This window comes from Thioalkalivibrio sp., assembly GCF_041685615.1.
Lineage (GTDB): Bacteria > Pseudomonadota > Gammaproteobacteria > Ectothiorhodospirales > Ectothiorhodospiraceae > Thioalkalivibrio.
The window spans coordinates 51,640-77,365 of the sequence record NZ_JAWLFK010000001.1; the positions used below are offsets into that span (position 1 = coordinate 51,640).

The following is a 25,726-nucleotide window of genomic DNA, read 5'->3' on the forward strand; positions in this document are numbered from 1 at the left end:
GCTTCCTTATCTCAGTGGTGACTCAGGCTTTCTGCCGGACGGGATCTAGCTTACACCAGCCGGGGACCTTTTCTCCATGGCCCCGCGACTGCCCTCGGCACGAAATCAGATGATGCGGATGGGGTTATAGCAAGCCCCCCGAAAACGAGTCAAACGTCCGGCGTGCCCGGGCTTCGGGCGAACGTGAACCGACACACAAAAAAAACGCGGACACCGATCAATCCGGTGTCCGCGTTTTGGTACCGATTACAAAGGCTTAGTGATGGCGGACCCGCCGGCGACCGGATTCCTTGGCCGGCTTGACCACCTCCTCGACCTTCTCCGGGCCCTCGCCCGCCTTGCCTTCCGGCATGTGGGTCAGCGCCACCTCCAGCACCTCGTCGATCCAGCGCACCGGGCGGATATCGAGCTTCTGCTTGATGTTCTTCGGGATGTCGACCAGATCCTTCTCGTTTTCCTCCGGGATCAGGACTGTGCGAATCCCGCCGCGATGGGCGGCCAGCAGCTTCTCCTTGAGTCCGCCGATCGGCAGAACCTGGCCGCGCAGGGTAATCTCGCCGGTCATGGCGACATCTGCGCGGACCGGGATCCCCGTCAGGGCCGAAACGATGGCGGTGCACATCCCGATACCCGCGGACGGCCCGTCCTTGGGCGTGGCGCCCTCCGGTACGTGGATGTGCAGGTCCTTCTTCTCATGGAAGTTCTCTTCCAGGCCCAGGGCCTCGGCGCGCGACCGCACCACGGTCAGGGCGGCATGGATGGACTCCTGCATCACATCCCCGAGCTTGCCGGTCTGCTGGGTCTTCCCCTTGCCCGGGACCACGCTGGCCTCGATGGTCAGCAGCTCGCCGCCCACCTCGGTCCAGGCCAGGCCGGTGACCTGCCCGATCTGGTCGTTCTCCTCGGCCAGGCCGAAACGGAAGCGGCGCACCCCCAGGTACTTCTCCAGCGTCTTCGGCGTGACCGACGTGGTCCGTGCCCGTTCCTTCTCGCTGGCCAGCAGGCGCTGCTTGGCCACCTTGCGGCAGACCTTGGCGATCTCGCGCTCAAGTGACCGCACCCCGGCCTCGCGGGTGTAGTAGCGCACCATATCGCGGACCGCCGCGTCGGAAATCTGGATCTCCTCCGGCTTCAGACCGTTGGCCTTGATCTGCTTTTCAAGCAAATAGTTATGCGCGATATTAACCTTCTCGTCCTCGGTGTAACCGGACAGGCGGATCACCTCCATGCGGTCCAGCAGCGGGCCGGGGATGTGCATGCTGTTGGCCGTCGCCACGAACATCACGTCGGACAGGTCGAAGTCGACCTCCAGATAATGGTCGCTGAAGGTGTGGTTCTGTTCCGGGTCCAGCACCTCGAGCATGGCCGAGGCCGGGTCCCCCCGGAAATCCATCGCCATCTTGTCGATCTCGTCCAGCAGGAACAGGGGGTTGCGCACACCCACCTTGGCCAGGTTCTGGATGATCTTGCCCGGCAGCGAACCGATGTAGGTGCGGCGATGGCCGCGGATCTCGGCCTCGTCACGAACCCCGCCCAGTGCCATGCGCATGAACTTGCGATTGGTCGCGCGCGCGATGGACTGCCCCAGCGAGGTCTTGCCCACCCCGGGCGGGCCCACCAGGCAAAGGATCGGGCCCTTCAGCTTGCGCACACGGGACTGCACCGCGAGGTACTCGAGGATGCGTTCCTTGACCTCTTCCAGGCCGTAGTGGTCCTCGTTAAGGATCTTCTCGGCACGCGCCAGGTCCTTGCTGACCCGGGTCTTCTTCTTCCACGGGACGTTGACCAGCCAGTCGATGTAGCTACGCACGACGGTGGCCTCGGCCGACATCGGCGACATCATCTTCAGCTTGTTCAGTTCGGCGGTGGCCTTCTTCTTGGCCTCCTCCGGCATCCCGGCCTTCTCGATCTTCTCGGCCAGATCTTCCTGCTCGTTCGGCGCGTCCTCGAGATCCCCCAGCTCCTTCTGAATGGCCTTCATCTGCTCATTCAGGTAGTACTCGCGCTGGGACTTCTCCATCTGCTGCTTCACGCGGCCGCGGATCTTCTTCTCGATCTGCAGAACGTCCATCTCGCCCTCGATTCGGGCGACCAGATGCTCGAGGCGTTCGCGCACGTTGGGGATCTCGAGGACCTGCTGCTTCTCCTCGAGCTTCAGCGACATGTGCGCGGCGATGGTATCGGCAAGGCGCGAGGTGTCGTCGATCCCCGCCAGCGACGTCAGGATCTCCGGCGGGACCTTCTTGTTCAGCTTGATGTACTGCTCGAACTGGTTCAGCGCGGAACGTCCGAGAACCTCGAGTTCCTTGTCCTCGGTATCGTATTCCTCGTCGATCAGCCGGATGTCGGAGACAAAGTAGTCCTCCTCCTTCTCGGCGTCGCCGGTGGTAGAGACGTCCATCACGCGGGCACGCTGGGCCCCTTCGACCAGCACCTTGATGGTACCGTCGGGCAGGCGCAGCAGCTGGAGGATATTGCCGAGGGTGCCGATCTCGTGCAGGTCGCCGGCCTCGGGCTCGTCGACCTCCGCGCTCTTCTGCGCGACCAGCAGGACCTGCTTGTTCTCGGCCATGGCCGAATCCAGCGCGCGGATCGACTTCTCGCGACCCACGAACAGCGGGATGACCATGTGCGGATAGACCACGACATCGCGCAGCGGCAGCACCGCGACGCGCTTGACGGGGGAGTCCACCTCGTTCTGGGAGGAGTGGGTATCGGTCATGTTGCCCCCTCAGGGCTGGACGAATGTACAGGAGGAAGTGGGGGCGGCGGCGCCCATTTCAAGGGCGACGCAACACTTCCGCTCAGGAATCCGCGGCAGCCTGTTTCTTGGCAAACGAGTCGTTCTCGTAGACCAGGTACGGCTCGGCATCGCCGCGGATCACCGCCTCGTCGATCACCACCTTGCTGACCCCTTCCATGGACGGCAGTTCGTACATGGTGTCGAGCAGGATATTCTCCATGATCGTGCGCAGGCCGCGCGCACCGGTTTTGCGCTCCATCGCCTTGTGCGCAATCGCGGACAGAGCGTCGTCGCGGAACTCCAGCTCCACGCCTTCCATCTCGAACAGGCGGGCATATTGCTTGACCAGGGCATTCTTCGGCTGCGTCAGGATGGTGATCAGCGCGTCCTCGTCCAGCTCGTCCAGCGTGGCCTGCACCGGCAGGCGTCCGACGAACTCGGGGATCAGGCCGTAGCGCACCAGGTCGTCGGCCTCCAACTGCTTGAGCCACTGGCCGCCGGACTTGGCCGCCTCGGTGGTGCGCAGCTCGGCACCAAAGCCGATACCGCCCTTCTCGGCTCGCTGCTGGATGACCTTCTCCAGCCCGGAGAAGGCCCCGCCACAGATGAACAGAATATTGCTGGTGTCCACCTGCAGGAATTCCTGCTGCGGGTGCTTGCGCCCGCCCTGCGGCGGCACCGAGGCGGTGGTACCCTCGATGAGCTTCAAGAGCGCCTGCTGCACGCCCTCGCCCGAGACGTCACGGGTGATGGAAGGGTTGTCCGACTTGCGCGAGACCTTGTCGATCTCGTCGATGTAGACGATGCCGTTCTCGGCCTTTTCCACATCGTAGTCGCACTTCTGCAGCAGCTTCTGGATGATGTTCTCGACATCCTCGCCCACGTAGCCGGCCTCGGTCAGCGTGGTCGCATCGGCAATGGTGAACGGGACGTTCAGCACCCGCGCCAGGGTCTCGGCCAGCAGGGTCTTGCCGGAACCGGTGGGGCCGATCAGCATGATGTTCGACTTGGACAGCTCGACATCGTCCTTGCCGGCCCTGGCCTGCAGGCGCTTGTAGTGGTTGTACACCGCGACCGAAAGGATCTTCTTGGCGGAGTTCTGGCCGATCACGTAGTCGTCGAGGATCGCGCGGATCTCGTGCGGGGTCGGCAGGGAGTCGCGCTCGGTGTGGCCGGCCTCCTGCATCTCCTCGCGGATAATGTCGTTGCACAGTTCGACGCACTCGTCGCAGATGAATACGGATGGCCCGGCGATCAGCTTGCGCACCTCGTGCTGGCTCTTCCCGCAGAAAGAACAGTACAGGAGCTTGCCGTCGGCGGAGGGGGTGGTTTCGTCGCTCATCCGTTTGCCTCGGTTGCGATTTCAGTGTCCTTCAAAACATGCCCCGTTTGCCTGCGAGTTGCAAACGAGCCAAGCGGAAGTCCGGTATTGAGGCCCCGTCCCGGAGCGGGGCCCCGGGACGGGGTTGCGAACGGCGCGGACTCAGTCGTCCGCGGAGTTGCGATGGGTCAGGACGTGGTCGACCAGACCGTATTCCTTCGCATCGGTCGCCGTCATGAAGCGGTCGCGATCGGTGTCCTGCTCGATCTTCTCGATCGGCTGGCCCGTGTGGTGCGCCAGCACGCGGTTGAGCTCGTCACGGATCTTCAGGATCTCGCGGGCGTGGATGTCGATATCCGAGGCCTGGCCCTGGAAGCCACCCAGCGGCTGGTGGATCATCACCCGTGAATGCGGCAGCGTGTGGCGTTTGCCGGGGGCCCCGCCCGCCAGCAGGACGGCACCCATGCTGGCCGCCTGGCCCACACACAGCGTGCTGACCTCGGGCTTGATGAACTGCATGGTGTCGTAGACCGCCATGCCAGCGGTCACCGCGCCACCCGGGGAGTTGATATACAGGCTGATTTCCTTGTCGGGGTTCTCCGATTCGAGGAACAGCAACTGGGCCACGATGACGTTGGCCATGTAGTCCTCGACCGGACCCACACAGAAGATGACCCGGTCCTTCAGCAGGCGGGAGTAGATGTCGTAGGCGCGTTCACCGCGGGCGGTCTGTTCGACCACCATCGGGACCAGATTCAGTCCCTGGGCATGCTGCGCGCCCTGGTCGGCCATGTCGTGGCTCATTCAGTCGACTCCTTGTTCGGATTCATCACGTCCTGGAAGCTGGTTTCCTTCTCGGTGACCTTGCCCTGCTCGACCACCCAGTCGACCACCTGATCTTCCAGCACCAGTGACTCCAGGTTGCTCTTGGCCTGGGGATTGGAGCGGTAGTACTGCTTCACCTCTTCCGGGTCCTCGTAGGTCGCGGCCATCTCCTCGAGATCCCGTTCGACCCGCTCGGCGTCCACCTCGAAACCCTTCTGGTCGATGATGGCACGCAGCGCCAGGCCCAGACGGACGCGGCGTTTTGCCTCGTCCTCGAACAGGCTGTCCGGCAGCGGCTGGGTCTGTTCAGCCCCGCCGAACCGCTTCTCGGCCTCCTCGCGAAGACGGTTGATCTCCGACTTCACCAGGGCATCCGGCAGGTCGAAGTCGTGCTTGTCGACCACGGCCTCCAGTACCTGCTGTTTGACCCGACCCTTCAGGGCTTGGCGCAGCTCCCTTTCCATGTTGGACCGAACATCGGCGCGAAGTTTCTCCACCGAACCATCCTCGATGCCGAATTTCTTCGCGAATTCCTCGTCGACCTCCGGCAGCTTGGGTCCCTCGACCTTCTTGATCGTCAGCGCGAACTGCGCCGTCTGGCCCTTCAGGTTCTCGGCCGGGTAGTCATCGGGGAAGGTGACGTCGATGGTTGGCTCCTCGCCGGTCTTCACGCCCTTGAGCTGCTTCTCAAAGTCCTCGATCAACCGCCCGGCGCCGACTTCGACCTGGAAGTCCTCGGCCTTGCCGCCCTCGAACTCCTCGCCGTTCAGGCTGCCGACAAAATCCAGGGTCACGCGATCACCCTTCTTAGCCTTGCGCTTGACCTCGGCCCATTCCTTGTTCTGCTCGCGCAGGGAGTCGATCACCCGGTCGATGTCCTCGTCCGCGACCTCGGCCTTCGGTCGCTCGATTTCGACGTCGGAGAAATCAGCCACCTCGATTTCCGGGAAGACCTGGAAGCTAGCGGTGAACTCGATAGCATCGCCACCCTCGAGGTTGGTCGGCTCGATGCTCGGATTACCGGCCGGCTCTAGGCCCTCCTGCTGCACCGCCTCGCGGTAGCTTTCCTGCAGCACCTCGCTCAGCACTTCCTGATACACCCCGGAGCCATAACGCTGGCGGACCACCTTCAACGGGACCTTGCCCGGGCGGAAGCCGTCCAGCTTGACCCTCTTGGCCAGGGACTTCAGGCGGTTGTCGACTTCGGCGTCGACCCGCTCGGAGGGGACCTGGATGGTCATCTTGCGTTCCAGGTTGCCGGTGGCTTCAACAGAAACTTGCATGGAGGGCCTCGTAATAGTTCGGATATCGGTCATCCCTGCCGATCGCAGCGGTAACCTTCATGGCTTTTCGAAATGCGGACAGTGGTGCGAAAGGAGAGACTCGAACTCTCACGGGTTTTACCCCACTGGGACCTAAACCCAGCGCGTCTACCAGTTCCGCCACTTTCGCGATCTTGCAGATAACTCTTGTTGCGTTCGCTCAGCCGCGCATTCTAGCGTGTTCCCCGCCGCCAAACACAAAAGGCCCGCATGAACGGGCCCATGTGCCGGCGCGGGGACCGGAGAATAATGGTGGGTCGTGTAGGATTCGAACCTACGACCAATTGGTTAAAAGCCAACTGCTCTACCAACTGAGCTAACGACCCTTTTCGGTATGGCCCGGGGCGAACACCTGGATCGCCCTGACCGTTGCAAAGTCGAAGGCCCGGGATCACCGGGCCTCCAGTGCCGCGTAGTTTACGGCGCGACGGGGAAAACGCAAGACGCGTCCCTGCCGCTACGCCATCAGATGGCTTCCAGCTTGCGCATGCCACCCGGCAGCAGCCTCATGTCCACCAGCGAGGTGACCAGTGCCTTGCCGAGACTGGCTTCGTCTTCATAAACCATCTTGTAGTACTGGATCTTCATGGTCAGCGCGGCCCCGAAGACGATCATGATGAACGTCAGGAAGCCACCCAGCGCGAGCGTGGAGATACCGGTGATACCCTGACCGATGGTGCACCCCATTGCCAGGACGCCACCGAAGCCCATCAGGATGGCGCCGATGAAGTGGTTCACGAAGTCCCGCACCGAGGCGAACCACTCGAAGCGGAACGTGCGCGTCACCAGGGCCCAGAACAGGGATCCCAGGATCACGCCGGCCAGCGCCATCACGCCGAAGTAAAGCACGCTGCTGTCGAAACCGTTCGACACGTAACGCAAGCTCTGCCCCATCGGATTGATGAAGGTAAAGGACTGGTTGGACCACTCGGCGTCATTGCGTGGCTCGAACGGCTCGTCACCGGTGGCCACGAAGCTCCAGTCGGCGATATAGGCCTGGGGCGTGTAGGTGTCCATTCCATCATCAATCTGGACGTTGCTCGTCAGCCACCAGGCACCCAGCACCATCAGGCCGATCACCAGACCGCCCAGGATATTGTCGAAGCTCTTGCGGAAGTCCGCCGCCTTGAAGATCAGGGCCAGCAGCAGCACGCCGATCACCAGACCCAGCACCAGGCGGGCGGTCACGCCGTTCTCTTCACCGGCGACCAGCGTACCCAGGTCCTGGCCCGCCGGCGTGGAAACGGCCAGCGCGGTAGTCCAGTCCATGAACAGCAGGGAGTACAGGGTGTCGGAGGTACCCGGCAGCGGGCGCACCATGAAGTACGCGATGATCGCGATCACGATCAGCACCATCAGCGACTTGATGTTGCCGCCGCCCACGCGCACCAGCGTCTTGTTCCCGCAGCCCGAGGCGTAGGTCATGCCGATCCCGAACAGGAAGCCGCCCAGGGCGTGTTCGACCCACTGGAACTCGCTCATGCGGTAGTTCGGGAAGGATCCGTCGGCGCTCAGCACGCCGAAGAACTCGAGGATGGCCACGCCCAGCATGGCCACGGCGATCGCCAGCAGCCAGGAACGCATGCGCCCAGTATCGCCCATGTTCACCCAGTCGGAGACGGCGCCCATGGTGCAGAAGTTGGTCTTGTTCGCCACGGCTCCCATGATGAAGGCGAGAATGAACGCCCCACCGAGGAACGCCATCGCGGCGGCTGAAAAACTGGAGAATTCCATCACGTATCCTCTCGATGAAAGATTTCAGGGCAAGCCTGCACCCACGGGGTGCGCAGCATACATCGGACGCTAGACGAGATCGACCCCGTTTTCATTCCGGTCCCGGCCAGTCACCGGGCACGGGCATCCCGCCCGGGGCCTGCGGGTGGATCAGTCAGTGGTGTAGCGAGTCGGATCCGGGACACCGGCGGCGGCAAACCCCTCTCGGCGAATGCGGCAACTGTCGCAACGCCCGCAGGCGCGCCCGTCGGCGTCGGCCTGATAACAGCTGACCGTCCGGCTGTAGTCCACCCCGAGGTCACTGCCCGACCGGATGATCTCGGCCTTGGACAGGTGCATCAGCGGCGCTCGGATCTCCCAGGGCGTGCCCTCCACCCCGCTGCGGGTTGCCACCCGGGCCAGGTCGCGGAAGGCGTCGATGAAGGCCGGGCGGCAGTCCGGGTACCCGGAATAGTCCACCGCGTTGGCCCCGACATACAAGAGCCGCGCGCCCAGGGTCTCGGCCATCCCCAGCGCCAGGGCCAGGAACACCGTGTTGCGCGCCGGTACGTAGGTCACCGGGATGCCCTCGGTCGGGGTTGTGGGAACGTCGATCGCCGTGTCCGTCAGGGCAGAACCGCCAATGGCGCTTAGGTCGACGGCCACGACGCGGTGGTCCGTTACGCCCTGGTCGGCCGCGACCCGCCGCGCGGCATCCAGTTCGGTGCGATGGCGCTGGCCATAGTCGATAGAGAGGGCATGACACTCCAGGCCTTCGGCCCGGGCCATGGCCAGGCAGGTCGCCGAGTCGAGCCCACCCGAGAGCAGCACCACCGCCGTCTCCGCGCGTTCACTCACCTCAGCGTCCCGGCTGGTCGCCCCAGAGGAGCTTGTGCAGCTGGACCTGGAAGCGCACCGGGACACGTTCGGCCACGATCCAGTCGGCCAGGGTGCGCGGCTCCAACTCGCCGAACACCGGCGAGAACAGGACCTCGACCTCCGGGGCCAGGGCCAGACCATCCCGCTCAGCCCGGGCCCAGTCGAAGTCCTCCCGCCCGGCCAGCACGAACTTCAGCTGGTCGCCGGCCTTCAGCCGCGGGATGTTTCCGGGCTGGTTGCGTGCGGCTTCCTGCGAGCCCGGTGCCTTCCAGTCCATCACGATCGCCACCCGGGGATCGACGCCGCCGACATCCATCGCCCCGCTGGTCTCCAGCGACACCGCAAATCCGGCATCGCACAGCGCCTCCAGCAGCGGCAGGCATCCCGGCTGCGCCAACGGCTCGCCACCGGTCACGCAGACATGCTGGACCCCGGCACGTCCAACCCATCCCAGGACAGTCGGCAGCATCAACGCCTCGCCACCCTCAAAGGCGTATTCGCTGTCGCACCAGCGACAGCGCAACGGGCAACCCGTGAGGCGGACGAAGGCAGTGGGCCATCCCACCTGCGACGCCTCCCCCTGAAGCGAAACAAACATCTCGCTGATTCGAAGCCGCACCGATTCCGGGTCGACGGCTCCCGATCCCCGGGCGTCACGCAATGGGGCGGTGGTCATTGGGCCTGGTCGATTCGCTGCAGGCGTTCGCGGGCCAGACGGTCCAGCGTGGTGCCGCCGTACTCGGCGCGCACCTCCTCCAGCGCCTCGCGGGCCGCGTCGAAATCCTCCAGCTCGAAATGGACGTAGCCAATCTTCAACAGGGCATCGCCGCTCTTTTCGCTTTCGGGAAAGTCCTCGCGCAGACGCTCGAAATCCTCCAGCGCGGCCTCGAATTCCCCACTGGCGTACTTGGCCTCGGCCAGCCAGTACCAGGCGTTCGCGGCAAAACTGCCGTCCGGGTAGTCCTCGAGGAACTGCTCCAGCTTGCGCATCGCAGTGGTGTAGTCCCCGGCCATCAGGTCATCGAACGCCGTCTGATAGGCGGCCTGTTCGTCCGCGTCCGGCAGATCGAGTTCGACCACCTCGTCACGCGAAGCCGAATCCGGCACCGTGGCGCCGCTCTCGACGGAGGCGACGCGCTCGTCCAGGTGGCGAAACTGGTCCCGCTGCCGGGTACTGAGGCGGTTCACCTCGTGGCGCAGGGTCTCCACCTCGCCGCGCAGCTCGCGCAGATCGCGGGTCAGGGACTCGGAGGCCTGCAGCAGCTCGTTCATGGCACTGGAGTCCAGCACGCGTTCGATGCGTTCCAGACGACGGTCAAGCTCGCGGATCTGCGACTGGGTCGCGAACACCGTATCGTCCTGAGCCCCGACCGTACCAGGCAACAGCACCAGCGGCGCCAGAACAAGCGACGCAACCAGCATGGGCGCGGGAAGAAGGCCCGGACGTCCCGGGCGCCGAAACAGAAATGCCCCCGAGGGGGCATTTCCGCAAGCGTTGTCGAACGGTAATTGCATCTGGATTCCGCGCTCGCTTCTCGTGGCTTAGCGCCGGGATTCGTAGACCAGTTCGACCCGGCGATTCTTGGCCCAGGCCTCCTCGTTCTGCTCGAAGGCCACCGGCATCTCCTCACCATAACTGATGACCTCAAGCTGGTCATCCGAGGCGCCGTTAAGGTTCAGCACGCGGCGGACCGACTGCGCGCGACGCTCGCCCAGCGCCAGGTTGTACTCACGAGTGCCACGCTCGTCGGTATGCCCCTCCAGGCGCATGCGGGCGCCGGGATTCTCCGCCAGATAGGCCGCGTGCGCCTCCAGCATCGGCATAAACTCGGATTTCACCTCGTCACGGTCGAAGTCGAAGTAGACCAGACGCTCGGCCAGCGGGCTGTCCGGGTCATCCAGGGCCGCCTCGTCGAACTCGCGGTCCCGCCCGAGTGCACGGGCCTCGGCCCCTTCCCCTTCCCCTTCGCGTTCGGCGCTTTCCTGTTCGGCAGCTTCGGCAGCCTCGCGCTCGGCATCCTCGGCATCACGGGTCGGCGTGGCGCAGGCCGACAGGGCCGCGATTACCACGGCGGAAAGGGTCAGGCGAAAGACGTTGTTCATGGCGTTCGTTTCCTTGAGAAAAGTGACAGTCAAAGCGTTGGACATCAGTTCAGGGGCGACCAGGCGGGCTCGCGCACCTCGCCTTCACGGGCGGACAGCCGCTGGTGCACCTGGCCGTCGCGGCTGACGGAGCCCAGCACGCCTCGTCCCCCGTCCGTCATGGCATACAGGATCATGCTGCCATTGGGGGCAAAGCTTGGCGATTCTGCATCCTGGCCGTCCGTGAGGCGTGTCACACGGCGATCATCGAGATCGAGACGGGCCAGCTGAAATCCGTCATCACCCCCATGCACGTACACCAGTGAACGTCCGTCCGGGGAGATCGCTGCCGCCGCCGCGTAGTCACTCTCGAAGGTGAGACGGCGTGCATTGCCGCCACTGACCGACTGAGCATAGATCTGCGGAGCGCCCGCGCGATCGGAGGTGAAATAGATCGTTTCACCGTCTGGCGACCAGACCGGCTCGGTCTCGATCGCACCAGACCGGGTGACCTGGCGCAGATCCCCGGACTCCAGGTCCATCACGTAGATGTTGGGCGAACCGTCACGCGACAGGCTCAGCGCCAGGTGGCGGCCGTCCGGGGACCAGGCCGGCGCACTGTTGATTCCGGAAAAGCTCGCGATGCGGTTGCGCTCGCCGGTTTCCACGTTCTGGCGGAAGACCTCGGAGCGGCGGTTCTCGAACGAGACGTACACCAGCTCGCGCCCGTCCGGGGACCATTCGGGCGACATAACCGGGTCCTCGGAACGGAACAGGGTGCGCGGGTTGGCCCCGTCGGAGTCTGCCACCTCCAGACTGAACTCGCGCGAGTCGTTCCGGCGTTCGACGCTTACAAAGGCGATGCGGGCGCTGAAGGCGCCCGGATCGCCGGTGATCTGCTCGTAGACGATATCCGACACACGATGCGCCCCGCGCCGGAGCATGTCGGCCGGCACCGGGATGCGCCAGCCGCCCAGGCGTTCCTCCGCCAGCACGTCGAATACGTGGAACTCCACGATCACGTTGTCGCCGTCGGGGCGCTTGGAGCCGACCACCAGGTATTCCATCCCGGCGTCCGCCCAGGGCTGCGCGATAAAATCGGCCGGACCCGAGGGGGGCCGCGGCAAGTCCTCGCGCTCGACGTCGAACAGTCCACTGCGGGCCAGGTTCTGCGCCACAATCCGGCTCACGTCCTCGTCCGGTTGCCCTTCACCCTCCCAGGCGAAGGGCGCAACGGCCACTGGAATGGCACCGGTCACCCCCTCGGTTACCGTGACTTCCAGGACGGCCTGGGCCTGCGCCGACCACAGCAGCGCCAGCCCCAGCAGCATCGCGTGAATCATTCGTTGCATGTCGTTCCTCGTTGCCCGGTGGACACCGGGTGGGTCAGTCGGGCTCGAAGCGGATGCGTACCCCACCGCGCGCGGTATCCGCATCCGGCGGACGCGGCAGCGACGACAGGCGGTCCATCGTCTGACGGACCGACTCGCAAAACGCGGTCCCGCCAGAGCAACTCTCGATATCGAAATCGATGATACGCCCGGTCTCGTTGACACGCACGAGAACAATGGCACGATCCGAGGGATTCAACCCCGACGGTTGCCGCCAGCGCCGCTGTACCACGGATTGCACCTGAGCACGCCATTCGTCGAGCTCCTGGTCCAGCCGGGCTTGGCGCTCCGCCTCCTCCCGCCGGGCCTGCGCCTCGGCCATGCGTTCCTGTTCACGTTCCATCGCCTCGCGGCGGCGCTGCTTCTCCAGTTCGCGCTCCTGCTCGGCGCGGCGCTCCGCCTCTTCGCGTTCCCGGCGTTCGGCCTCCTCGCGTTCGCGCCGCTCCGCTTCTTCCCGGGCCTGGCGTTCCGCCTCTTCGCGTTCCCGGCGTTCGGCCTCCTCACGCTCGCGGGCCTCCTCCGCCTCACGCCGGGCCTCTTCCGCGGCCTCGCGTTCCTGGCGAATGCGCTCGCGTTCCGCCTCGGCCTCCTCGCGTGCCCGACGGCGCTCCTCCTCCGCCTCCCGGCGGGCCTCCTCGGCCTCTTCCAGTGCCTGCTGCCGGGCACGCTCCTCCTCCTCGCGCCGGCGCTGCTCCTCGGCCCGGCGGCGCTCTTCCTCGCGCCGGGCCTGTTCCTCGGCGCGGCGGCGTTCCTCTTCGGCGCGCAGCTGCTCGGCGATCTGCTCCTGCTCGGCCACCTCGCGTTCGTGCTCGACGCGATCGAAGGTCTCGGCATCCACCGCGACCGCGTCGATCACCTCGATATCCTCCTGCACCGCGATCTCCACCGCCGCCCGGCTGGAGGTCGGCGACATCAGGCTCACGTTCAACAGCAATGCCGCGAACAGCAGCCCGTGCAGGACCAGGACGAGGAGCAAGCTGAGAGGGTGACGACGAAGGAGCTCGAACACGGCGTTCGACTCAGTCCTGGTTATCGCGTGGCGGGTCGGTGATCAGGCCAACACGGCCGCCCCCGGCGCGTTGCAGGGCGACCATCGCATCAATCACGCGACCGTAGTCCACGTTGCGGTCACCGCGCACGAAGGTCTGGGTACCCGGGTTCTCGGCGAGGAAGTCGCGCACGATCTCGGTCATTTCCTGCGGGGCCAGGGGTTCGTTCACCTGCGGGCCCTGGTTCAGGCTCATGGCACCCGTCTCGTCCACCGTGACCACCAGCGGTTCGGCCGCCTGCGGGTCCTCCTCCAGGGCCTCCGCATCGGCCTCCGGAAGATCAACCTCCACGCCCTGCTGCAGCATGGGTGCGGTGATCATGAAGATGATCAGCAAAACCAGCATCACGTCGATGAACGGCACGACGTTGATCTGCGACATGGGCCGCCGCAGTCGGCGGCTGTTGCGACGCGACTCGGCCATGGCTCAGGCCGGCGTCCCGGTGGCGCCCTCGGCGGGTCTACCCGCGCCCTGGCGGTTCAGCAAGGCCACGAACTCGTCACTAAAGTTCTCGAGCCGCGCGGCCACGCGATCGACGTCCCCGGCGAAGCGGTTATAGGCAATCACCGCGGGGATGGCCGCGAACAGGCCCAGGGCGGTGGCGATCAGGGCCTCGGCAATCCCCGGTGCGACCATCGCCAGCGTGGCCTGCTGCACCCCGGACAGCCCGAGAAAGGCGTGCATGATGCCCCACACCGTCCCGAACAACCCGATGTAGGGGCTGGTCGAGCCGACGGTGGCCAGGAACTGCAGATAGCGTTCCATCTCGTCGGTCTCGCGCGCGATGGCCACGCGCATTGCGCGGTGGGCGGGCTCTCCCGGGGACATGCCGTGCTGCCGGGCGCGCAGGAACTCCTTGAAGCCGGAGGAGAACACATGCTCCATGCCGGACATCTCGGCCTTGCGGCGCACCCCCTCGTACAGGTGCGAGAGGTCCGCACCCGACCAGAAACGCTCCTCGAACTCATCACTGGCGCGCCGGGCCCCCTTTAACGAGCGTGCCTTGATGATGATAACCAGCCAGGAGAGTACCGAGGCGATCACCAGGATCACCATGACCAGCTGCACGATCAGACTCGCGTCCATGATCAGCTGGTACATCGAAAAGTCGACTGTCACTTGTCCATCTCCCGTTATGCCTTTGTTCCTTCCGCCGCACGCATCGCGCGCGCCACGTTGTCGGGGATCGCCACTGGTGCCTGCCGGGCGACATCGACGCAGGCAATGGCCACCTCGCCGGTCACCAGCGTCGTCGCCTCGCGGTGCACTGCTTGCTCGAACTCGACGCTGGCGCGGCGCAGGCGCCGTACCCGGCAGGTCACCGTCAGAGCCTCGTTGAAATGTGCAGGGCGCTGCATCTCCACAGCCAGACGCCGCACGGCGAACACAATTCCATATTCGGCCCGCAGCCGGTCCTGCTCAAAGCCCAGGGCGCGCAGCCATTCGGTCCGTACGCGTTCCATAAACTTCAAGTAATTCGCGTGGTAGACCACACCACCCGCGTCGGTATCCTCGTAGTACACCCGCACCGGCCATTCGAATGTCGCGGTCATGGCTGGCGCGAGCCCTCCGCCGCGGGCGTCAGAAGATCGCCCTCGTCCATCCGGGTCAGACCGAACATCGCCAGTGTGCGCCGGGTCGCCTGGCGCCCGCGCGGGGTCCGCTGCAGGTAGCCCTGCTGAATCAGGAAGGGTTCGACCACATCCTCCAGCGTGCCGCGGTCCTCGTTCATCGCCGTGGCCAGGCTCTCGACCCCGACCGGGCCGCCGTCAAACTTCTCCACCAGCACTTCCAGCAGGCGGCGGTCCTGGGCATCCAGCCCCGAGGTGTCGATCGCCAGCAGGTCCAGCGCCTGTGCGGCCACCTCGTGCGTCACCACGCCGTCGGCCCGCACCTGGGCGAAATCCCGCACCCGCCGCAGCAGGCGATTGGCCAGGCGGGGCGTCCCGCGCCCGCGTCGCGCGATCTCCGCCGCACCCTCGGCCTCGATCCCCACACCCAGCAGACCGGCCGCGCGATCCACAATATGTGCGAGATCCGTGACAGTGTAATGATCGAGACGCTGCACGATACCGAACCGGTCACGTAACGGGGCCGAGAGCAGCCCCGCGCGGGTGGTCGCGCCCACCAGCGTGAACGGAGGCAGGTCCACCTTGATCGAACGCGCGGCCGGGCCCTCGCCGATCACGATGTCCAGCTGGCCGTCTTCCAGCGCGGGGTACAGAATCTCCTCCACCACCGTCGGCAGGCGGTGGATCTCGTCGACGAACAGGACATCGCGCGGCTCGAGCGCGGTCAGAATAGCGGCGAGATCGCCGGCGCGCTCCAGCACCGGACCAGAGGTCTGGCGCAGACCCACACCCAACTCGTTGGCCACGATGTGCGCGAGGGTAGTCTTGCCCAGACCGGGCGGGCCGGCCACCAGGGTGTGATCCAGGGCCTCGTCGCGGCGGCGTGCGGCCTCGATGAACAGCCCCAGCTGCTCGACCACGCGGGGCTGGCCGGTGTAGTCCGCGAGCCGCTTCGGGCGCAGGCTGACCTCCGCCCGCTCTTCCTCGGACCGACTCTGCATATCCACCAGACGTGATTCCATAGCCCCGCAGTATGCATCGCCACCGGTGCCGTTTACAGGGCCATCCGGCAGGTTTTCGGACCCATGCCCGCGGGCGCGGGCGCGTTGCGGCTCAGGTGCCCGGGAGATCACGGGCGTGGACCAGGAACACCCCGTGCCCGCCAGCCTCGAACTCCAGCCAGATCAGCGGCAGATCCGGGAAGGCCGCCTCCACCGCTGGCTGGCTGTTGCCGACCTCGACGATCAACACACCGTCGTCGGTCAGATGCTCGCGGGCGCCGGCCAGGATGCGCCGCACGATATCCAGACCGTCACCGCCGGCGGCCAGCCCCAGTGGCGGCTCGTGGCGGTATTCATCCGGTAGCGCCGCCATGTCCCCGGCATCGACATACGGCGGATTGGACACGATCAGCTCGTAGCGATCCCCCGGCTCCATCCCGTCGAACACGTCGGACTGCAGCGCGCTCACCCGATCGCCCACCTGGTGGCGTTCGATGTTGATATGCGCCACGGCCAATGCATCCGTCGAGATATCCGCCAGATCCACCCGCGCCTGCGGCATGGCCAGGGCCATCGCGATCCCGATGCACCCGCCCCCGGTGCACAGATCCAGCGCGCGGGTCACGGCATCGGGGTCGACCCAGGGCTCGAAGCCCGCGGCAATCAGTTCCGCCAGCGGCGAGCGCGGCACCAGTACGCGCTCGTCGACATAGAACGGCAAGCCAGCGAACCAGGCCTCGCGGGTCAGGTAAGCGGCGGGCTTGCGCGTCGCGACACGCTCGCGCAACACGGCCACCACGCGCGTGCGCTCGGCCTCGCTCAGGCGCGATTCCCACCACGACTCGGGCAGGTCCAGCGGCAGATGCAGGGTGTGCAGCACCAGCCAGGCCGCCTCGTCGAAGGCATTGTCGGTCCCGTGCCCGAAGCTCAGGCCGGCCCCGCGAAACTGGCTGGCGCCGAAGCGAATGAAGTCGCGCAGGGTGCGCAATCCGGTGGTCGAATCCATGCCCGGTCTTTCCGTTGCGTGCGAGGGCGGTCATCATACCGCCTCGGCCTGTACGCCACCCACCCCTCGGACACCGCATGAGCAAGATCGACCCCTGGCTGGCACGCCTGTCGCACCTGCTGCCCCAACACGCCCTTTCACGCGTCGTGCACCGGCTGGCGCGCATCGAGTCGCCGCGGCTGCAACCGCTGCTGCACGCCTTCGTGCGCCGCTTCGGCCTGAACATGAACGAGGCCGCCCAGCCGGACCTGACCGCCTATTCCAGCTTCAACGCCCTGTTCACTCGCGCCCTGCGCGACGAGGCGCGGCCACTGGAGGGGGATGCGAATACCCTGGTCAGCCCGGCCGATTCCCGGGTCAGCGCCGCCGGGCGCATCGAGGCCGGACAGATCTTCCAGGCCAAGGGGCATCACTACACGGTCCGGGAACTGCTTGGCGGGGAAGGCGAACTCGCGGAGGCCTTCCGCCACGGGCACTTCGTGACCCTCTACCTGTCACCGCGCCACTACCACCGACTGCACATGCCGCTGACGGGAACCCTGACCCACATGATCCATGTGCCGGGGCGGCTGTTCTCGGTTTCCCCGCGCATCGTGCGTCACGTGCCGCGGCTGTACGCCCGCAACGAACGGGTTATCGCCTGCTTCGACACACCGATAGGGCCGACGGCCATGGCGCTGATCGGGGCCCAGAACGTCGGTTCCATCGAGACCGTCTGGGCCGGAGAGGTCACCCCGCCGCATGGCCGCGAGATCAGCGTGAGCGAGTATCCCGACCGCGACGTCACCCTGGAACGCGGCGCGGAGATGGGGCGCTTCAACCTGGGCTCGTCAGTCGTGCTGCTGTTGCCGAAACATCCGCTGCAGCTCGCGGACCACCTGACGCCGGAGACCGAGGTCCAGGTCCGCTCGGCCCTGGGGCAGTTTTACTGAGATTTCACGACGAAGCACACGAAGCCACGAAGGAATCCGCCATTGATCCGGCCCTTCTTCGTGGCTTCGTGTGCTTCGAGGTGATTCCGGACGCTCACGCGTGGGCACGGGTCCCGGCGGGCTGGTTGTAGTAAGCGGCCTTCCAGCTTTCGTAGTCGGCGACCAGCTGTTCGACGTCGGCGGCATCGAACGGGCGCAGGCCGCTCAGGACCAGGTGCTTGCTGCCGTCGGCGACCACGGAATGGTCGATCACCAGTTCGTAGTCCAGGCGGATCTCGCCACGCTTGCCGCTGACCGTCATCACCGCATCCTTCAGGCGCGGCTCCGGCACCCCGGCGCTGGCCGCCAGCGGCTCGGGCAGGCGAAAGCCCATGCGCTCGTACATCACCAGCGGGCGCTTCGGGTTCACCATCACGCCGTGTTCCTCCATCAGCGGCACCAGCACGTGCGGAAAGTTCTGACCGGAAAAGCCGACATAGCTGCGGATCAGCGACTCGATCGCATTCGGCTCGTCGATCACGGGACCGGAGCGTTCCACCTCGATCACGCTCTTGCCGCCTTCGTCGGTGATGGCGAAGGCCTCACCCGGGTTGTCCGGGAACACCAGCGGCACGTTGCCGCCCACCATGCCGGTAAAGCGGAAGAGCATGTTGGCGCTGGCTCCGTAGGTATCCAGCACGAGGGCGAACAGGAGATCGCCCGGGACGCAGAAACGCCGGTTGTCGGCGTCGTGGATGGGATTGAAATCGCCGGCGAGCGTCTTGGCAAAGTCGCTCCCCTGCTCCGGGGTCACGACCAGCTGACCGTCGCGAAGGCGGTAGAAGTCCTCAAGGAAGCTTTTGTCGGTCACGCGGTTTCCCCGAAATCGTCTTGCTGCATGGTTTTTCGCACCACTATAGCCCGAAATGTCCCTCGATGGCCTTGATAAAGGCATCGCCGTAGCGTTCCAGCTTGTGCTGCCCCACCCCGGAGATCCCGGCCATCTCGTCGCGGGTGCGCGGGGCCGCGGCCACCATCTCCAGCAACGTGGCATCACTGAAGATCACGTAGGGCGGCACCCCCTGGTCGCGCGCGAGGTCCGTGCGCAGCCCGCGCAGGGCCTCCCACAGAGCGCGATCCTCGCTGTCCATTGCCGCGACGCTGCGGGCGGTGTCGCGGCGGGCCGGACGGGCCGCGCGCGCCTCACGTCCCGGGCGGGCCACCTCCTCGCGCAGGTGGATCGTCTCCTCGCCCCGCAGCACCGGGCGACAGTCCGGGTCCAGGCGGAGTCCGCCGTAGCCCTCGTCATCCAGGCGCAGCAGCCCGCGTGCGAGCAACTGCCGGACCACGCCGCGCCACTGCGCCTTGTCCAGCTCCTTGCCGATACCGAAGGTGCTCAGGCGATCGTGGCCCAGGCGGGTCAGGCGCTCGCTCGCCGAGCCGCGCAGCACGTCGATCACATGCCCGGCCCCGAAGCGCTCGCCAGTTCGATAGACGCACGACAGCAGCTTCTGCACCGGCACGCTGGCGTCCCAGGTCGCCGGTGGTTCCATGCAGTTGTCGCAGGTCCCGCAGGGCCGAGGCATGCGCTCGTCGAAGTAGGCGAGAAGCGCCTGGCGCCGGCAGCTGGTGATCTCGCAGAACCCGAGCATCGCCTCCAGCTTCTGCTGCTCGACCCGCTGGCGCTCGGCCCCGGCCTGCGAGCCCTCCAGCATCTGGCGCAGGGTCACGACATCCTGTAGCCCGTAGACCATCCAGGCATTCGCCGGCAGACCGTCGCGGCCGGCGCGGCCGGTCTCCTGGTAGTACCCCTCCAGACTCTTGGGCAGGTTCAGGTGGGCGACAAAGCGCACGTTCGGCTTGTCGATGCCCATTCCGAAGGCGATGGTGGCGACCATCACCACCCCCTCCTCGCGCAGAAAGCGAGTCTGATTCGCCGCGCGCGTGGCGGCCGGCAGTCCAGCGTGATAGGGGAGCGCGGGAACGCCCTGTTCCGCCAGCCACTCGGCCACCGCCTCGACCTTCTTGCGCGACAGGCAGTAGACAATCCCCGCCTCGCCGGCGTGTTCCTCGCGGATAAAGCGCAGCAGTCGATCGCGCGCGGAACCACCCCGGCCACCGTCCGCCTGGGCGATGCGGTAGCGGATGTTGGGCCGGTCGAAGGAACTGACGAAGGCGCGCGCCTCGTCGAGGCACAGTCGTTCTCGGATCTCCTGGCGGGTCGGGCCGTCGGCGGTCGCGGTCAGTGCCAGGCGCGGCACCTGCGGGAAACGCTCGGCCAGCACCGCCAGCTGGCTGTATTCCGGGCGGAAGTCATGCCCCCACTGCGAGACGCAGTGCGCCTCGTCGATCGCGAACAGGGCCAGGTCGATGCCCTCCAGGCGCTCCAGCATGCCCGGGGCGAAAAGGCGCTCCGGCGACATGTACAGCAGGTCCAGTTCACCGGCGTGCAGGGCCGCCAGAACGGAACGCGCCACGTCCGCCTTCTGGCCGGAGTCCAGGCTGGCCGCGGCCACCCCGTTTTGGCGTAGGGCGGCCACCTGATCCTGCATCAGCGCGATCAGCGGCGAAATCACGATGCCGCAGCCGGGTCGAGCAAGCGCCGGGATCTGGTAGCAAAGTGACTTGCCGCCGCCGGTGGGCATCAGCACCACCGCGTCGCCGCCCGCGGTCACATGCTCGACGATCGCCTGCTGCTGACCGCGAAATTCCGTATAGCCGAAGGTCTCGCGCAGGATCTCCAGTGGCGCCGCCGGAGCGCTTCCCTGCGCCTCTCCAACTGCAAGACCCGAGGGTTCCAAGGGACGTACTCCAGACAGTAAGACAAGCGACGAACACTGCCGAATGCCAGCCATCGCTGCAAGCAACCGGCGCCACAATCGCCGCGTACACAACACCCGGGATGCATTTCCCCGTGGGTATCCATCGCGATAAGCTTCCACCCGAATCCTCTTTCCCAGGACGACCGATGCCGACAACTGCCCGCCTCCTGACTGTTGCCTGCCTGGCCCTGCTCGCACTGACCGCCTGCTCCGAAACCCCGGACCCGGACACCGGGGACCCGGCCGAGCAGGAAACCAGCGGCGAGTCGAACGCGGCTTCCGGTTCCACGGCTGAGCTCGACTACAGCCTGCCGCCGGACGACTTCTCCGCCGACCCCGAGGCCGGACGTTCACTGTTCCGGTCCAACTGCATGCAGTGCCACGGGGAAGAGGCCCGCGGTACCGACCAGGGGCCGCCGCTGATCCACCGCATCTACGAGCCCTCGCACCATCCGGACATCACCTTCCATCGCGCGGCGGCTCTGGGCGTGAACCAACACCACTGGGAATTCGGCGACATGCCGCCGGTGGCGGGCATCACCGGCGAGGAGACCGCCCACATCATCGCCTGGATCCGCCAGGAACAGCGCGCCGTCGGCATCGACTGAGCTCGATGCCCTCCAGTTCCAAGGCCGCAATCCGCCAGGCCGTTCACGCGTACCTCGACGCCTGGCTGCGCAAGCGCGACCTCGCGGGCGTACTCGGATGGCACGCGCCGCATGTCAGTGGCTTCGGAACTGGAGGCGACGAATCGGCCTTCACGCCCGAGGATGTGGAGCGCGTCGTCGGCCGCGACATCGAACAGGTCCCGGACCCCTTCGACTACGAGATACACCGCGAAGACGTCCGCCTCGTCACGGACGAGGTCGCCCTGGTGATGCTGGTATTCGACATGCTGCTTGACACCCGCGGACAACGGGTCCGACTGAACGGACTGCGGACCAGCCTCTTGCTGCACCGGACCGACGACAGCTGGCGTCTGGAACACCTGCACGGCTCCTTCCCCGCCAGCGTCCACGGTGCCGACGAGCCGTACCCGGTCAAGGAACTGGAGGAACGCGCGCATGCGCTCGAACGCCTGGTCCAGGAACGAACACACTCCCTGGAGGCGGCCCAGAGCCGCCTGGAACGTCTCGCCACCACCGACCCGCTGACGGGTCTCCACAACCGCATGAAGGCGAGCGAGTTGCTGGCCGACGAAATCCGGCGGGCCGAGCGTCACGGGGGCCTGCTTGGCGTGATCATGATGGATCTGGACCACTTCAAGCCGATTAACGACACCCTGGGGCACGGTCGCGGCGATACTGTGCTCACCGAGGTCGGGCGCCTGATCGCCGCGCGCATCCGCGAGACCGACCGGGCCGCCCGCTGGGGTGGCGAGGAATTCCTCATCCTGTGCCCGCAGGGCGATGCCGCGGCCACGAGCCATCTGGCCGAGGATCTGCGCCGCGCCCTTGGGGTCACCGACTTCGACACCGGACACGCGCTGACCGCCAGCTTCGGCGTGGCCCAACTGAAGCCGGGCGAGACAGGGGAGGCCCTGGTCGATCGCGCGGACCGGGCCCTGTACGCTGCCAAGAATGCCGGGCGCAACCAGGTACAAGCCGCGTGAAATCAATCCCACCCCTCGGTGACCCGTCAGTGGATCTTTGGGACGGGTCCATCGAACCGGCATAAGGGGTGTTGCCATGTTGACACGGAGACTGGCCCTCGGCGCCCTTCTGGGCCTTCTGGCCCTGCCCGCCCCAGCCGACGAGGTCGATATCCTGGAGGCCCGGCTGCACGCCAGCGGCCCGAACCAGTGGCGGGTGTCCGTCACCGTGGAACACCCGGACAGCGGCTGGGACCACTATGCCGATGCCTGGCGCGTGCTTGACGCCGATGGGAACGTCCTCGGCGAGCGCATCCTGCACCACCCGCACGTAAACGAACAGCCGTTCACGCGCAGCCTGCGCCGTTTGTCCATCCCCGAGGGAACCCGTTTCGTGCAGATCGAGGCGCGTTGCTCTCAGGACGACTGGGGCCACCGGCGCCTGCAGGTCGACCTGGAACAGGACCGGGGCGAGGCCTACCGCATCCGCCGCTGACCTTCCCGGACGCCGGGGAGGAGCCGCTACTGAATGCGCGCCCATGTGCGAACCGTGCCGCGCCGCTCTAAAGTAAGCCGCCTACCCAGCCCCGGATTTCCCCATGCGCGGTCATTCCAGCGTGCACGATGCGCCCGACGAGGCGATCAACTGGCGCATCGTTCGCTCCCTGTTCCCCTATCTCGCGGAATTCCGCGGGCGGCTGTTCCTCGCCCTCGGCCTGATGGGCCTGGCCAAGCTGGCGACCGTGCTGGTGCCGCTAGCACTGAAGTACATCGTCGACCACTTCGAGGATTCCGGCACCGACGCGCTGGTCACGGTCCCGGTGGCACTGGTGGTTGCCTACGGCCTGCTGCGATTTGGCGGAACCCTGTTCGGCGAGCTGCGCGATGCCGTCTTTGTACGCGTGGCCGAGCGCGCCATGCGGCGCGCGGCGCTGCGCGTGTTCGAACACCTGCACCGGCTGGAACTGAGCTTTCATCTGGCGCGCGAGACTGGCGGCCTGGCGCGAGACATCGAGCGCGGAACGAGCGGCATCAGCTTCCTGCTGCGCTTCATGGTGTTCAACATCCTGCCGACGATCATCGAAATCGCACTGGTCGCGGTCATCCTGCTGGTCGCGGTGGGCCCCGTGTTCACCCTGACGGTCATCATCGCGGTGGCGGCCTACATCGCCTGGTCGGTGTGGATCACCGAGTGGCGCACCCGCTTCGTGCGCGAGGCCAACCAGCGCGACAACGAGTCCAACACCCGCGCGATCGACAGCCTGCTGAACTACGAGACGGTCAAGTACTTCGGCAACGAGGGCTTCGAGGCCCGGCGCTACGACGAGGGCCTGGCCACCTGGGAACAGGCCCGAACCAAGAATGTCCTGTCGCTGGTGCTGCTGAACTCCGGACAGGCCCTGATCATCGCCGGGACGATCACCGTGATGATGCTGCTGGCCGCCAGCCGCGTGGCCTCGGGGCAGATGTCACTGGGCGACCTGGTCATGGTCAACGCCTACATGATCCAGCTGTTCATGCCGCTGAACTTCCTTGGCTTCGTCTATCGCGAGATCCGCCAGTCACTGGCGAACATCGAGCGTCTGTTCGCCCTGCTGGGAAAACCCGTGCAGGTCGAGGACCGGCCGGACGCACCGGATCTCGAGGTCACCGGCGGGCATGTGCGCTTCGAACAGGTCGCCTTCCACTACCAGCCGGAGCGCTTGATCCTCGCGGACGTATCGCTCGAAATCCCCGCCGGGCACAAGCTCGCGGTGGTTGGGCCCAGCGGCGCCGGCAAGTCCACGCTCGCGCGTTTGCTGTTCCGCTTCTTTGATGTAACCGACGGGCGCATCACCATCGACGGCCAGGACATCCGCGAGGTGACCCAGCAGAGCCTGCGCGGCGCAATCGGCGTGGTCCCCCAGGACACCGTCCTGTTCAACGCCAGCATTCGCTACAACATCGCCTACGGCGATCCCGGGGCCTCCGAGGAAGCCATCCGGCGCGCCGTCCATCTCGCGCATCTGGACGACTTCATCCAGCGCCTGCCCGATGGCCTGAACACGGTGGTCGGCGAACGCGGGCTCAAGGTCTCCGGCGGCGAGAAGCAGCGCATCGCCATCGCCCGCATGCTGCTGAAGGACCCGCCGATCCTGGTGTTCGACGAGGCCACCTCGTCACTGGACTCGGGCTCGGAGAAGGCGATCCTGCAGGCCCTGAACGAAGTCTCGGCGCGGCGCACCACGCTGGTCATCGCGCATCGGCTGTCGACCGTGAAGGATGCCGAGCAGATCGTGGTGCTGGACCAGGGCCGCGTAGTCGAACGCGGCACCCACCGCGAACTCCTCGCCCGCGACGGCGCCTACGCCCGTCTGTGGCAGCACCAACAGGAACACGAACCCACCACCGCCGACCCGGACCCAACGCCGGGGCCCAAGTGTTGATTCACTCCGAAGCGCGCACAGCAGGGCCAGGTCAACAGCAATTCACAGGAAGATGGGAAGGCTGGAAGAAAAAATAATTGGATAAAAGAGCGTGAAATCGTCCGCGATTCGCTCGAGCGCCAGCTGTTCTTCCGATCTTCCCGTCTTCCTGTCCGCTTTTGACTTTTGACCTGGGCCATCTGCGTGCACCGCGGGGACCCACTCAGTCGGGGTCGACGCGGCCGCGCAGGGCCTTCTTGTGGCCGCGATGGGTCTTGCCTTCCAAGCGGCGCAGCTTGGAGGCCCGGGTCGGGCGGGTCGGCTTGCGCGCCTTGATCGGGCGCCCGGCCTCGCGCAAAAGCTCCGCCAGGCGCTCCAGTGCGTCCTCGCGATTGGCCTCCTGGGTACGGTACTGCTGCGCCTTGATGACGATCACGCCGTCCTTGCTGATGCGCCGGTCGCGGCGGCGCAGCAGACGCTCCTTGTAGACATCGGGCAGGCCGGACGCACGGATGTCGAAGCGCAGGTGAATGGCCGTGGCGAGCTTGTTCACGTTCTGACCACCGGCCCCCTGGGCGCGGATCGGGATCAGTTCGATCTCCTGCTCGGGCACGCTGACGCTTTTGGAGATGCGCAGCATCGCGGGGTCAGCGGAACTCGCCGTCGTGGATACGGCCTTCTTCGTCCAGCTCGGCAAAGAATCGGCTGTTATCGGTGCGGTATTCCTGGGTCACGACGTCGCCGGGCAGCACCAGCATCACGTCGGGATAGACGCGCTCGAATTCCGCCGGTGTCGGGCGGGTCTCGAGAAAACGCAGGAACGGGTTCATCTGCTCGACCGTGCCCGGACGCGGCTCGGGCCCGTCAACCCGGGTCTCGGTCTTGTGCGCCGAACAGCCACCAATCCCCAGCACCAGTACCACGCCGATCACGGACGAATATCGAAACGCCATACTCTCCTCCTGCACCGCACAACTGCACCGTCATCGCGAGACGCCGCAGGCGGCGTGGCAATCACCCCAAGCTGGCATCGAGCCACGATTCGTTGGTTCCGGATGGAGGTCGCCATGTCGCTACGCGCCTCGCGATTCCGG

Annotated in this window: 25 protein-coding genes and 2 tRNA genes; 5 read left to right on the plus strand and 22 right to left on the minus strand. The window is 66.0% G+C overall.

Features of this window, described 5'->3' with window-relative positions:
- Positions 1-256 precede the first annotated feature (256 nt).
- The 18 genes from lon to prmB form a co-directional block, all read right to left on the minus strand.
- The gene (gene lon, locus ACESLR_RS00230; protein WP_373024799.1) at positions 257-2,722 is read right to left on the minus strand and encodes an endopeptidase La; all 2,466 of its coding nucleotides are present in this window, start codon (positions 2,720-2,722) and stop codon (positions 257-259) included.
- An 82-nt stretch (positions 2,723-2,804) separates the two neighbouring features.
- On the minus strand, positions 2,805-4,085 hold the full coding sequence (clpX, locus tag ACESLR_RS00235; RefSeq protein ID WP_373024798.1) for an ATP-dependent Clp protease ATP-binding subunit ClpX: 1,281 nt from the start codon (positions 4,083-4,085) through the stop codon (positions 2,805-2,807).
- Between the two features lie 141 nt (positions 4,086-4,226).
- Positions 4,227-4,868, minus strand: coding sequence for an ATP-dependent Clp endopeptidase proteolytic subunit ClpP (clpP, locus tag ACESLR_RS00240; protein ID WP_373024797.1), 642 nt, complete (start codon positions 4,866-4,868; stop codon positions 4,227-4,229).
- Entirely contained in the window at positions 4,865-6,172 is a 1,308-nt protein-coding gene (gene tig / locus ACESLR_RS00245; RefSeq protein ID WP_373024796.1) for a trigger factor, read from the minus strand. Before tig ends, clpP begins: the two co-directional genes overlap by 4 nt.
- An 82-nt stretch (positions 6,173-6,254) precedes the next feature.
- Positions 6,255-6,341, minus strand: a tRNA-Leu gene (locus ACESLR_RS00250).
- Between the two features lie 120 nt (positions 6,342-6,461).
- A tRNA-Lys gene (locus tag ACESLR_RS00255) sits at positions 6,462-6,537 on the minus strand.
- A 139-nt stretch (positions 6,538-6,676) separates the two neighbouring features.
- Entirely contained in the window at positions 6,677-7,945 is a 1,269-nt protein-coding gene (locus ACESLR_RS00260) for a YeeE/YedE family protein (RefSeq protein ID WP_373024795.1), read from the minus strand.
- A 150-nt stretch (positions 7,946-8,095) separates the two neighbouring features.
- The gene (queC, locus tag ACESLR_RS00265; RefSeq protein WP_373024794.1) at positions 8,096-8,782 is read right to left on the minus strand and encodes a 7-cyano-7-deazaguanine synthase QueC; all 687 of its coding nucleotides are present in this window, start codon (positions 8,780-8,782) and stop codon (positions 8,096-8,098) included.
- Position 8,783: 1 nt separating this feature from the next.
- The gene (queE, locus tag ACESLR_RS00270; RefSeq protein ID WP_373024793.1) at positions 8,784-9,479 is read right to left on the minus strand and encodes a 7-carboxy-7-deazaguanine synthase QueE; all 696 of its coding nucleotides are present in this window, start codon (positions 9,477-9,479) and stop codon (positions 8,784-8,786) included.
- On the minus strand, positions 9,476-10,225 hold the full coding sequence (gene ybgF / locus ACESLR_RS00275; protein ID WP_373024792.1) for a tol-pal system protein YbgF: 750 nt from the start codon (positions 10,223-10,225) through the stop codon (positions 9,476-9,478). The genes queE and ybgF overlap by 4 nt, the downstream gene beginning before the upstream one ends.
- A gap of 120 nt (positions 10,226-10,345) precedes the next feature.
- The gene (gene pal / locus ACESLR_RS00280; RefSeq protein WP_373024791.1) at positions 10,346-10,906 is read right to left on the minus strand and encodes a peptidoglycan-associated lipoprotein Pal; all 561 of its coding nucleotides are present in this window, start codon (positions 10,904-10,906) and stop codon (positions 10,346-10,348) included.
- Between the two features lie 44 nt (positions 10,907-10,950).
- A complete protein-coding gene (gene tolB / locus ACESLR_RS00285) occupies positions 10,951-12,237 on the minus strand; it encodes a Tol-Pal system beta propeller repeat protein TolB (protein ID WP_373024790.1) in 1,287 nt (428 codons plus the stop codon).
- Between the two features lie 34 nt (positions 12,238-12,271).
- Positions 12,272-13,285, minus strand: coding sequence for a cell envelope integrity protein TolA (tolA, locus tag ACESLR_RS00290; RefSeq protein ID WP_373024789.1), 1,014 nt, complete (start codon positions 13,283-13,285; stop codon positions 12,272-12,274).
- A gap of 10 nt (positions 13,286-13,295) precedes the next feature.
- Complete coding sequence (gene tolR / locus ACESLR_RS00295; RefSeq protein ID WP_373024788.1) at positions 13,296-13,748, minus strand: protein TolR; 453 nt, start codon at positions 13,746-13,748, stop codon at positions 13,296-13,298.
- Positions 13,749-13,751: 3 nt separating this feature from the next.
- Complete coding sequence (tolQ, locus tag ACESLR_RS00300) at positions 13,752-14,426, minus strand: protein TolQ (RefSeq protein ID WP_373024801.1); 675 nt, start codon at positions 14,424-14,426, stop codon at positions 13,752-13,754.
- A gap of 32 nt (positions 14,427-14,458) precedes the next feature.
- On the minus strand, positions 14,459-14,878 hold the full coding sequence (gene ybgC, locus ACESLR_RS00305) for a tol-pal system-associated acyl-CoA thioesterase (protein ID WP_373024787.1): 420 nt from the start codon (positions 14,876-14,878) through the stop codon (positions 14,459-14,461).
- Positions 14,875-15,918: a Holliday junction branch migration DNA helicase RuvB gene (gene ruvB / locus ACESLR_RS00310; RefSeq protein WP_373024786.1), complete on the minus strand. Its 1,044-nt coding sequence runs from the start codon at positions 15,916-15,918 to the stop codon at positions 14,875-14,877. Before ruvB ends, ybgC begins: the two co-directional genes overlap by 4 nt.
- A gap of 91 nt (positions 15,919-16,009) precedes the next feature.
- On the minus strand, positions 16,010-16,903 hold the full coding sequence (gene prmB / locus ACESLR_RS00315) for a 50S ribosomal protein L3 N(5)-glutamine methyltransferase (RefSeq protein ID WP_373024785.1): 894 nt from the start codon (positions 16,901-16,903) through the stop codon (positions 16,010-16,012).
- A gap of 77 nt (positions 16,904-16,980) precedes the next feature.
- On the opposite strand from prmB, the gene asd reads away from it, so the two are divergent.
- The gene (gene asd / locus ACESLR_RS00320) at positions 16,981-17,835 is read left to right on the plus strand and encodes an archaetidylserine decarboxylase (RefSeq protein ID WP_373024784.1); all 855 of its coding nucleotides are present in this window, start codon (positions 16,981-16,983) and stop codon (positions 17,833-17,835) included.
- 94 nt (positions 17,836-17,929) lie between these two features.
- On the opposite strand, the gene ACESLR_RS00325 is transcribed toward asd, so the two are convergent.
- Together ACESLR_RS00325 and recQ are read right to left on the minus strand one after the other, a co-directional pair.
- Positions 17,930-18,685: a DUF3581 family protein gene (locus tag ACESLR_RS00325; RefSeq protein ID WP_373024783.1), complete on the minus strand. Its 756-nt coding sequence runs from the start codon at positions 18,683-18,685 to the stop codon at positions 17,930-17,932.
- A 43-nt stretch (positions 18,686-18,728) separates the two neighbouring features.
- Positions 18,729-20,615, minus strand: coding sequence for a DNA helicase RecQ (recQ, locus tag ACESLR_RS00330; RefSeq protein WP_373024782.1), 1,887 nt, complete (start codon positions 20,613-20,615; stop codon positions 18,729-18,731).
- A 167-nt stretch (positions 20,616-20,782) separates the two neighbouring features.
- Between recQ and ACESLR_RS00335 the strand changes: the two genes are divergently transcribed.
- The 4 genes from ACESLR_RS00335 to ACESLR_RS00350 all read left to right on the plus strand — a co-directional run bounded on the left by ACESLR_RS00335 (position 20,783) and on the right by ACESLR_RS00350 (position 24,653).
- Positions 20,783-21,244, plus strand: coding sequence for a c-type cytochrome (locus ACESLR_RS00335; protein WP_373024781.1), 462 nt, complete (start codon positions 20,783-20,785; stop codon positions 21,242-21,244).
- Positions 21,245-21,249: 5 nt separating this feature from the next.
- On the plus strand, positions 21,250-22,248 hold the full coding sequence (locus ACESLR_RS00340; protein ID WP_373024780.1) for a GGDEF domain-containing protein: 999 nt from the start codon (positions 21,250-21,252) through the stop codon (positions 22,246-22,248).
- Between the two features lie 76 nt (positions 22,249-22,324).
- Entirely contained in the window at positions 22,325-22,723 is a 399-nt protein-coding gene (locus ACESLR_RS00345) for a hypothetical protein (protein ID WP_373024779.1), read from the plus strand.
- A gap of 103 nt (positions 22,724-22,826) precedes the next feature.
- Positions 22,827-24,653 (plus strand): ABCB family ABC transporter ATP-binding protein/permease, encoded by a 1,827-nt coding sequence (locus ACESLR_RS00350; protein ID WP_373024778.1) that lies wholly within the window; start codon positions 22,827-22,829, stop codon positions 24,651-24,653.
- Between the two features lie 202 nt (positions 24,654-24,855).
- On the opposite strand, the gene arfB is transcribed toward ACESLR_RS00350, so the two are convergent.
- Together arfB and ACESLR_RS00360 are read right to left on the minus strand one after the other, a co-directional pair.
- On the minus strand, positions 24,856-25,272 hold the full coding sequence (arfB, locus tag ACESLR_RS00355; RefSeq protein ID WP_373024777.1) for an alternative ribosome rescue aminoacyl-tRNA hydrolase ArfB: 417 nt from the start codon (positions 25,270-25,272) through the stop codon (positions 24,856-24,858).
- 7 nt (positions 25,273-25,279) lie between these two features.
- Positions 25,280-25,585: a hypothetical protein gene (locus tag ACESLR_RS00360; protein WP_373024776.1), complete on the minus strand. Its 306-nt coding sequence runs from the start codon at positions 25,583-25,585 to the stop codon at positions 25,280-25,282.
- Positions 25,586-25,726: the final 141 nt, after the last annotated feature.

What these genes read in the sequence shown, in the direction of transcription:
- ACESLR_RS00350 (WP_373024778.1), top strand. Translation starts at nt 22,827, where the DNA reads ATGCGCGGTCATTCCAGCGTGCACGATGCGCCCGACGAGGCGATCAAC.
- ACESLR_RS00340 (WP_373024780.1), top strand. Translation starts at nt 21,250, where the DNA reads ATGCCCTCCAGTTCCAAGGCCGCAATCCGCCAGGCCGTTCACGCGTAC.
- prmB (WP_373024785.1), bottom strand. Translation starts at nt 16,903, where the DNA reads ATGGATTCGACCACCGGATTGCGCACCCTGCGCGACTTCATTCGCTTC.
- clpP (WP_373024797.1), bottom strand. Translation starts at nt 4,868, where the DNA reads ATGAGCCACGACATGGCCGACCAGGGCGCGCAGCATGCCCAGGGACTG.
- tolQ (WP_373024801.1), bottom strand. Translation starts at nt 14,426, where the DNA reads ATGTACCAGCTGATCATGGACGCGAGTCTGATCGTGCAGCTGGTCATG.
- tolB (WP_373024790.1), bottom strand. Translation starts at nt 12,237, where the DNA reads ATGCAACGAATGATTCACGCGATGCTGCTGGGGCTGGCGCTGCTGTGG.
- arfB (WP_373024777.1), bottom strand. Translation starts at nt 25,272, where the DNA reads ATGCTGCGCATCTCCAAAAGCGTCAGCGTGCCCGAGCAGGAGATCGAA.
- queE (WP_373024793.1), bottom strand. Translation starts at nt 9,479, where the DNA reads ATGACCACCGCCCCATTGCGTGACGCCCGGGGATCGGGAGCCGTCGAC.
- clpX (WP_373024798.1), bottom strand. Translation starts at nt 4,085, where the DNA reads ATGAGCGACGAAACCACCCCCTCCGCCGACGGCAAGCTCCTGTACTGT.
- ACESLR_RS00360 (WP_373024776.1), bottom strand. Translation starts at nt 25,585, where the DNA reads ATGGCGTTTCGATATTCGTCCGTGATCGGCGTGGTACTGGTGCTGGGG.
- tig (WP_373024796.1), bottom strand. Translation starts at nt 6,172, where the DNA reads ATGCAAGTTTCTGTTGAAGCCACCGGCAACCTGGAACGCAAGATGACC.
- asd (WP_373024784.1), top strand. Translation starts at nt 16,981, where the DNA reads ATGAGCAAGATCGACCCCTGGCTGGCACGCCTGTCGCACCTGCTGCCC.
- ruvB (WP_373024786.1), bottom strand. Translation starts at nt 15,918, where the DNA reads ATGGAATCACGTCTGGTGGATATGCAGAGTCGGTCCGAGGAAGAGCGG.
- tolR (WP_373024788.1), bottom strand. Translation starts at nt 13,748, where the DNA reads ATGGCCGAGTCGCGTCGCAACAGCCGCCGACTGCGGCGGCCCATGTCG.
- ACESLR_RS00260 (WP_373024795.1), bottom strand. Translation starts at nt 7,945, where the DNA reads ATGGAATTCTCCAGTTTTTCAGCCGCCGCGATGGCGTTCCTCGGTGGG.
- ACESLR_RS00345 (WP_373024779.1), top strand. Translation starts at nt 22,325, where the DNA reads ATGTTGACACGGAGACTGGCCCTCGGCGCCCTTCTGGGCCTTCTGGCC.
- ybgF (WP_373024792.1), bottom strand. Translation starts at nt 10,225, where the DNA reads ATGCTGGTTGCGTCGCTTGTTCTGGCGCCGCTGGTGCTGTTGCCTGGT.
- ACESLR_RS00335 (WP_373024781.1), top strand. Translation starts at nt 20,783, where the DNA reads ATGCCGACAACTGCCCGCCTCCTGACTGTTGCCTGCCTGGCCCTGCTC.
- pal (WP_373024791.1), bottom strand. Translation starts at nt 10,906, where the DNA reads ATGAACAACGTCTTTCGCCTGACCCTTTCCGCCGTGGTAATCGCGGCC.
- ybgC (WP_373024787.1), bottom strand. Translation starts at nt 14,878, where the DNA reads ATGACCGCGACATTCGAATGGCCGGTGCGGGTGTACTACGAGGATACC.
- lon (WP_373024799.1), bottom strand. Translation starts at nt 2,722, where the DNA reads ATGACCGATACCCACTCCTCCCAGAACGAGGTGGACTCCCCCGTCAAG.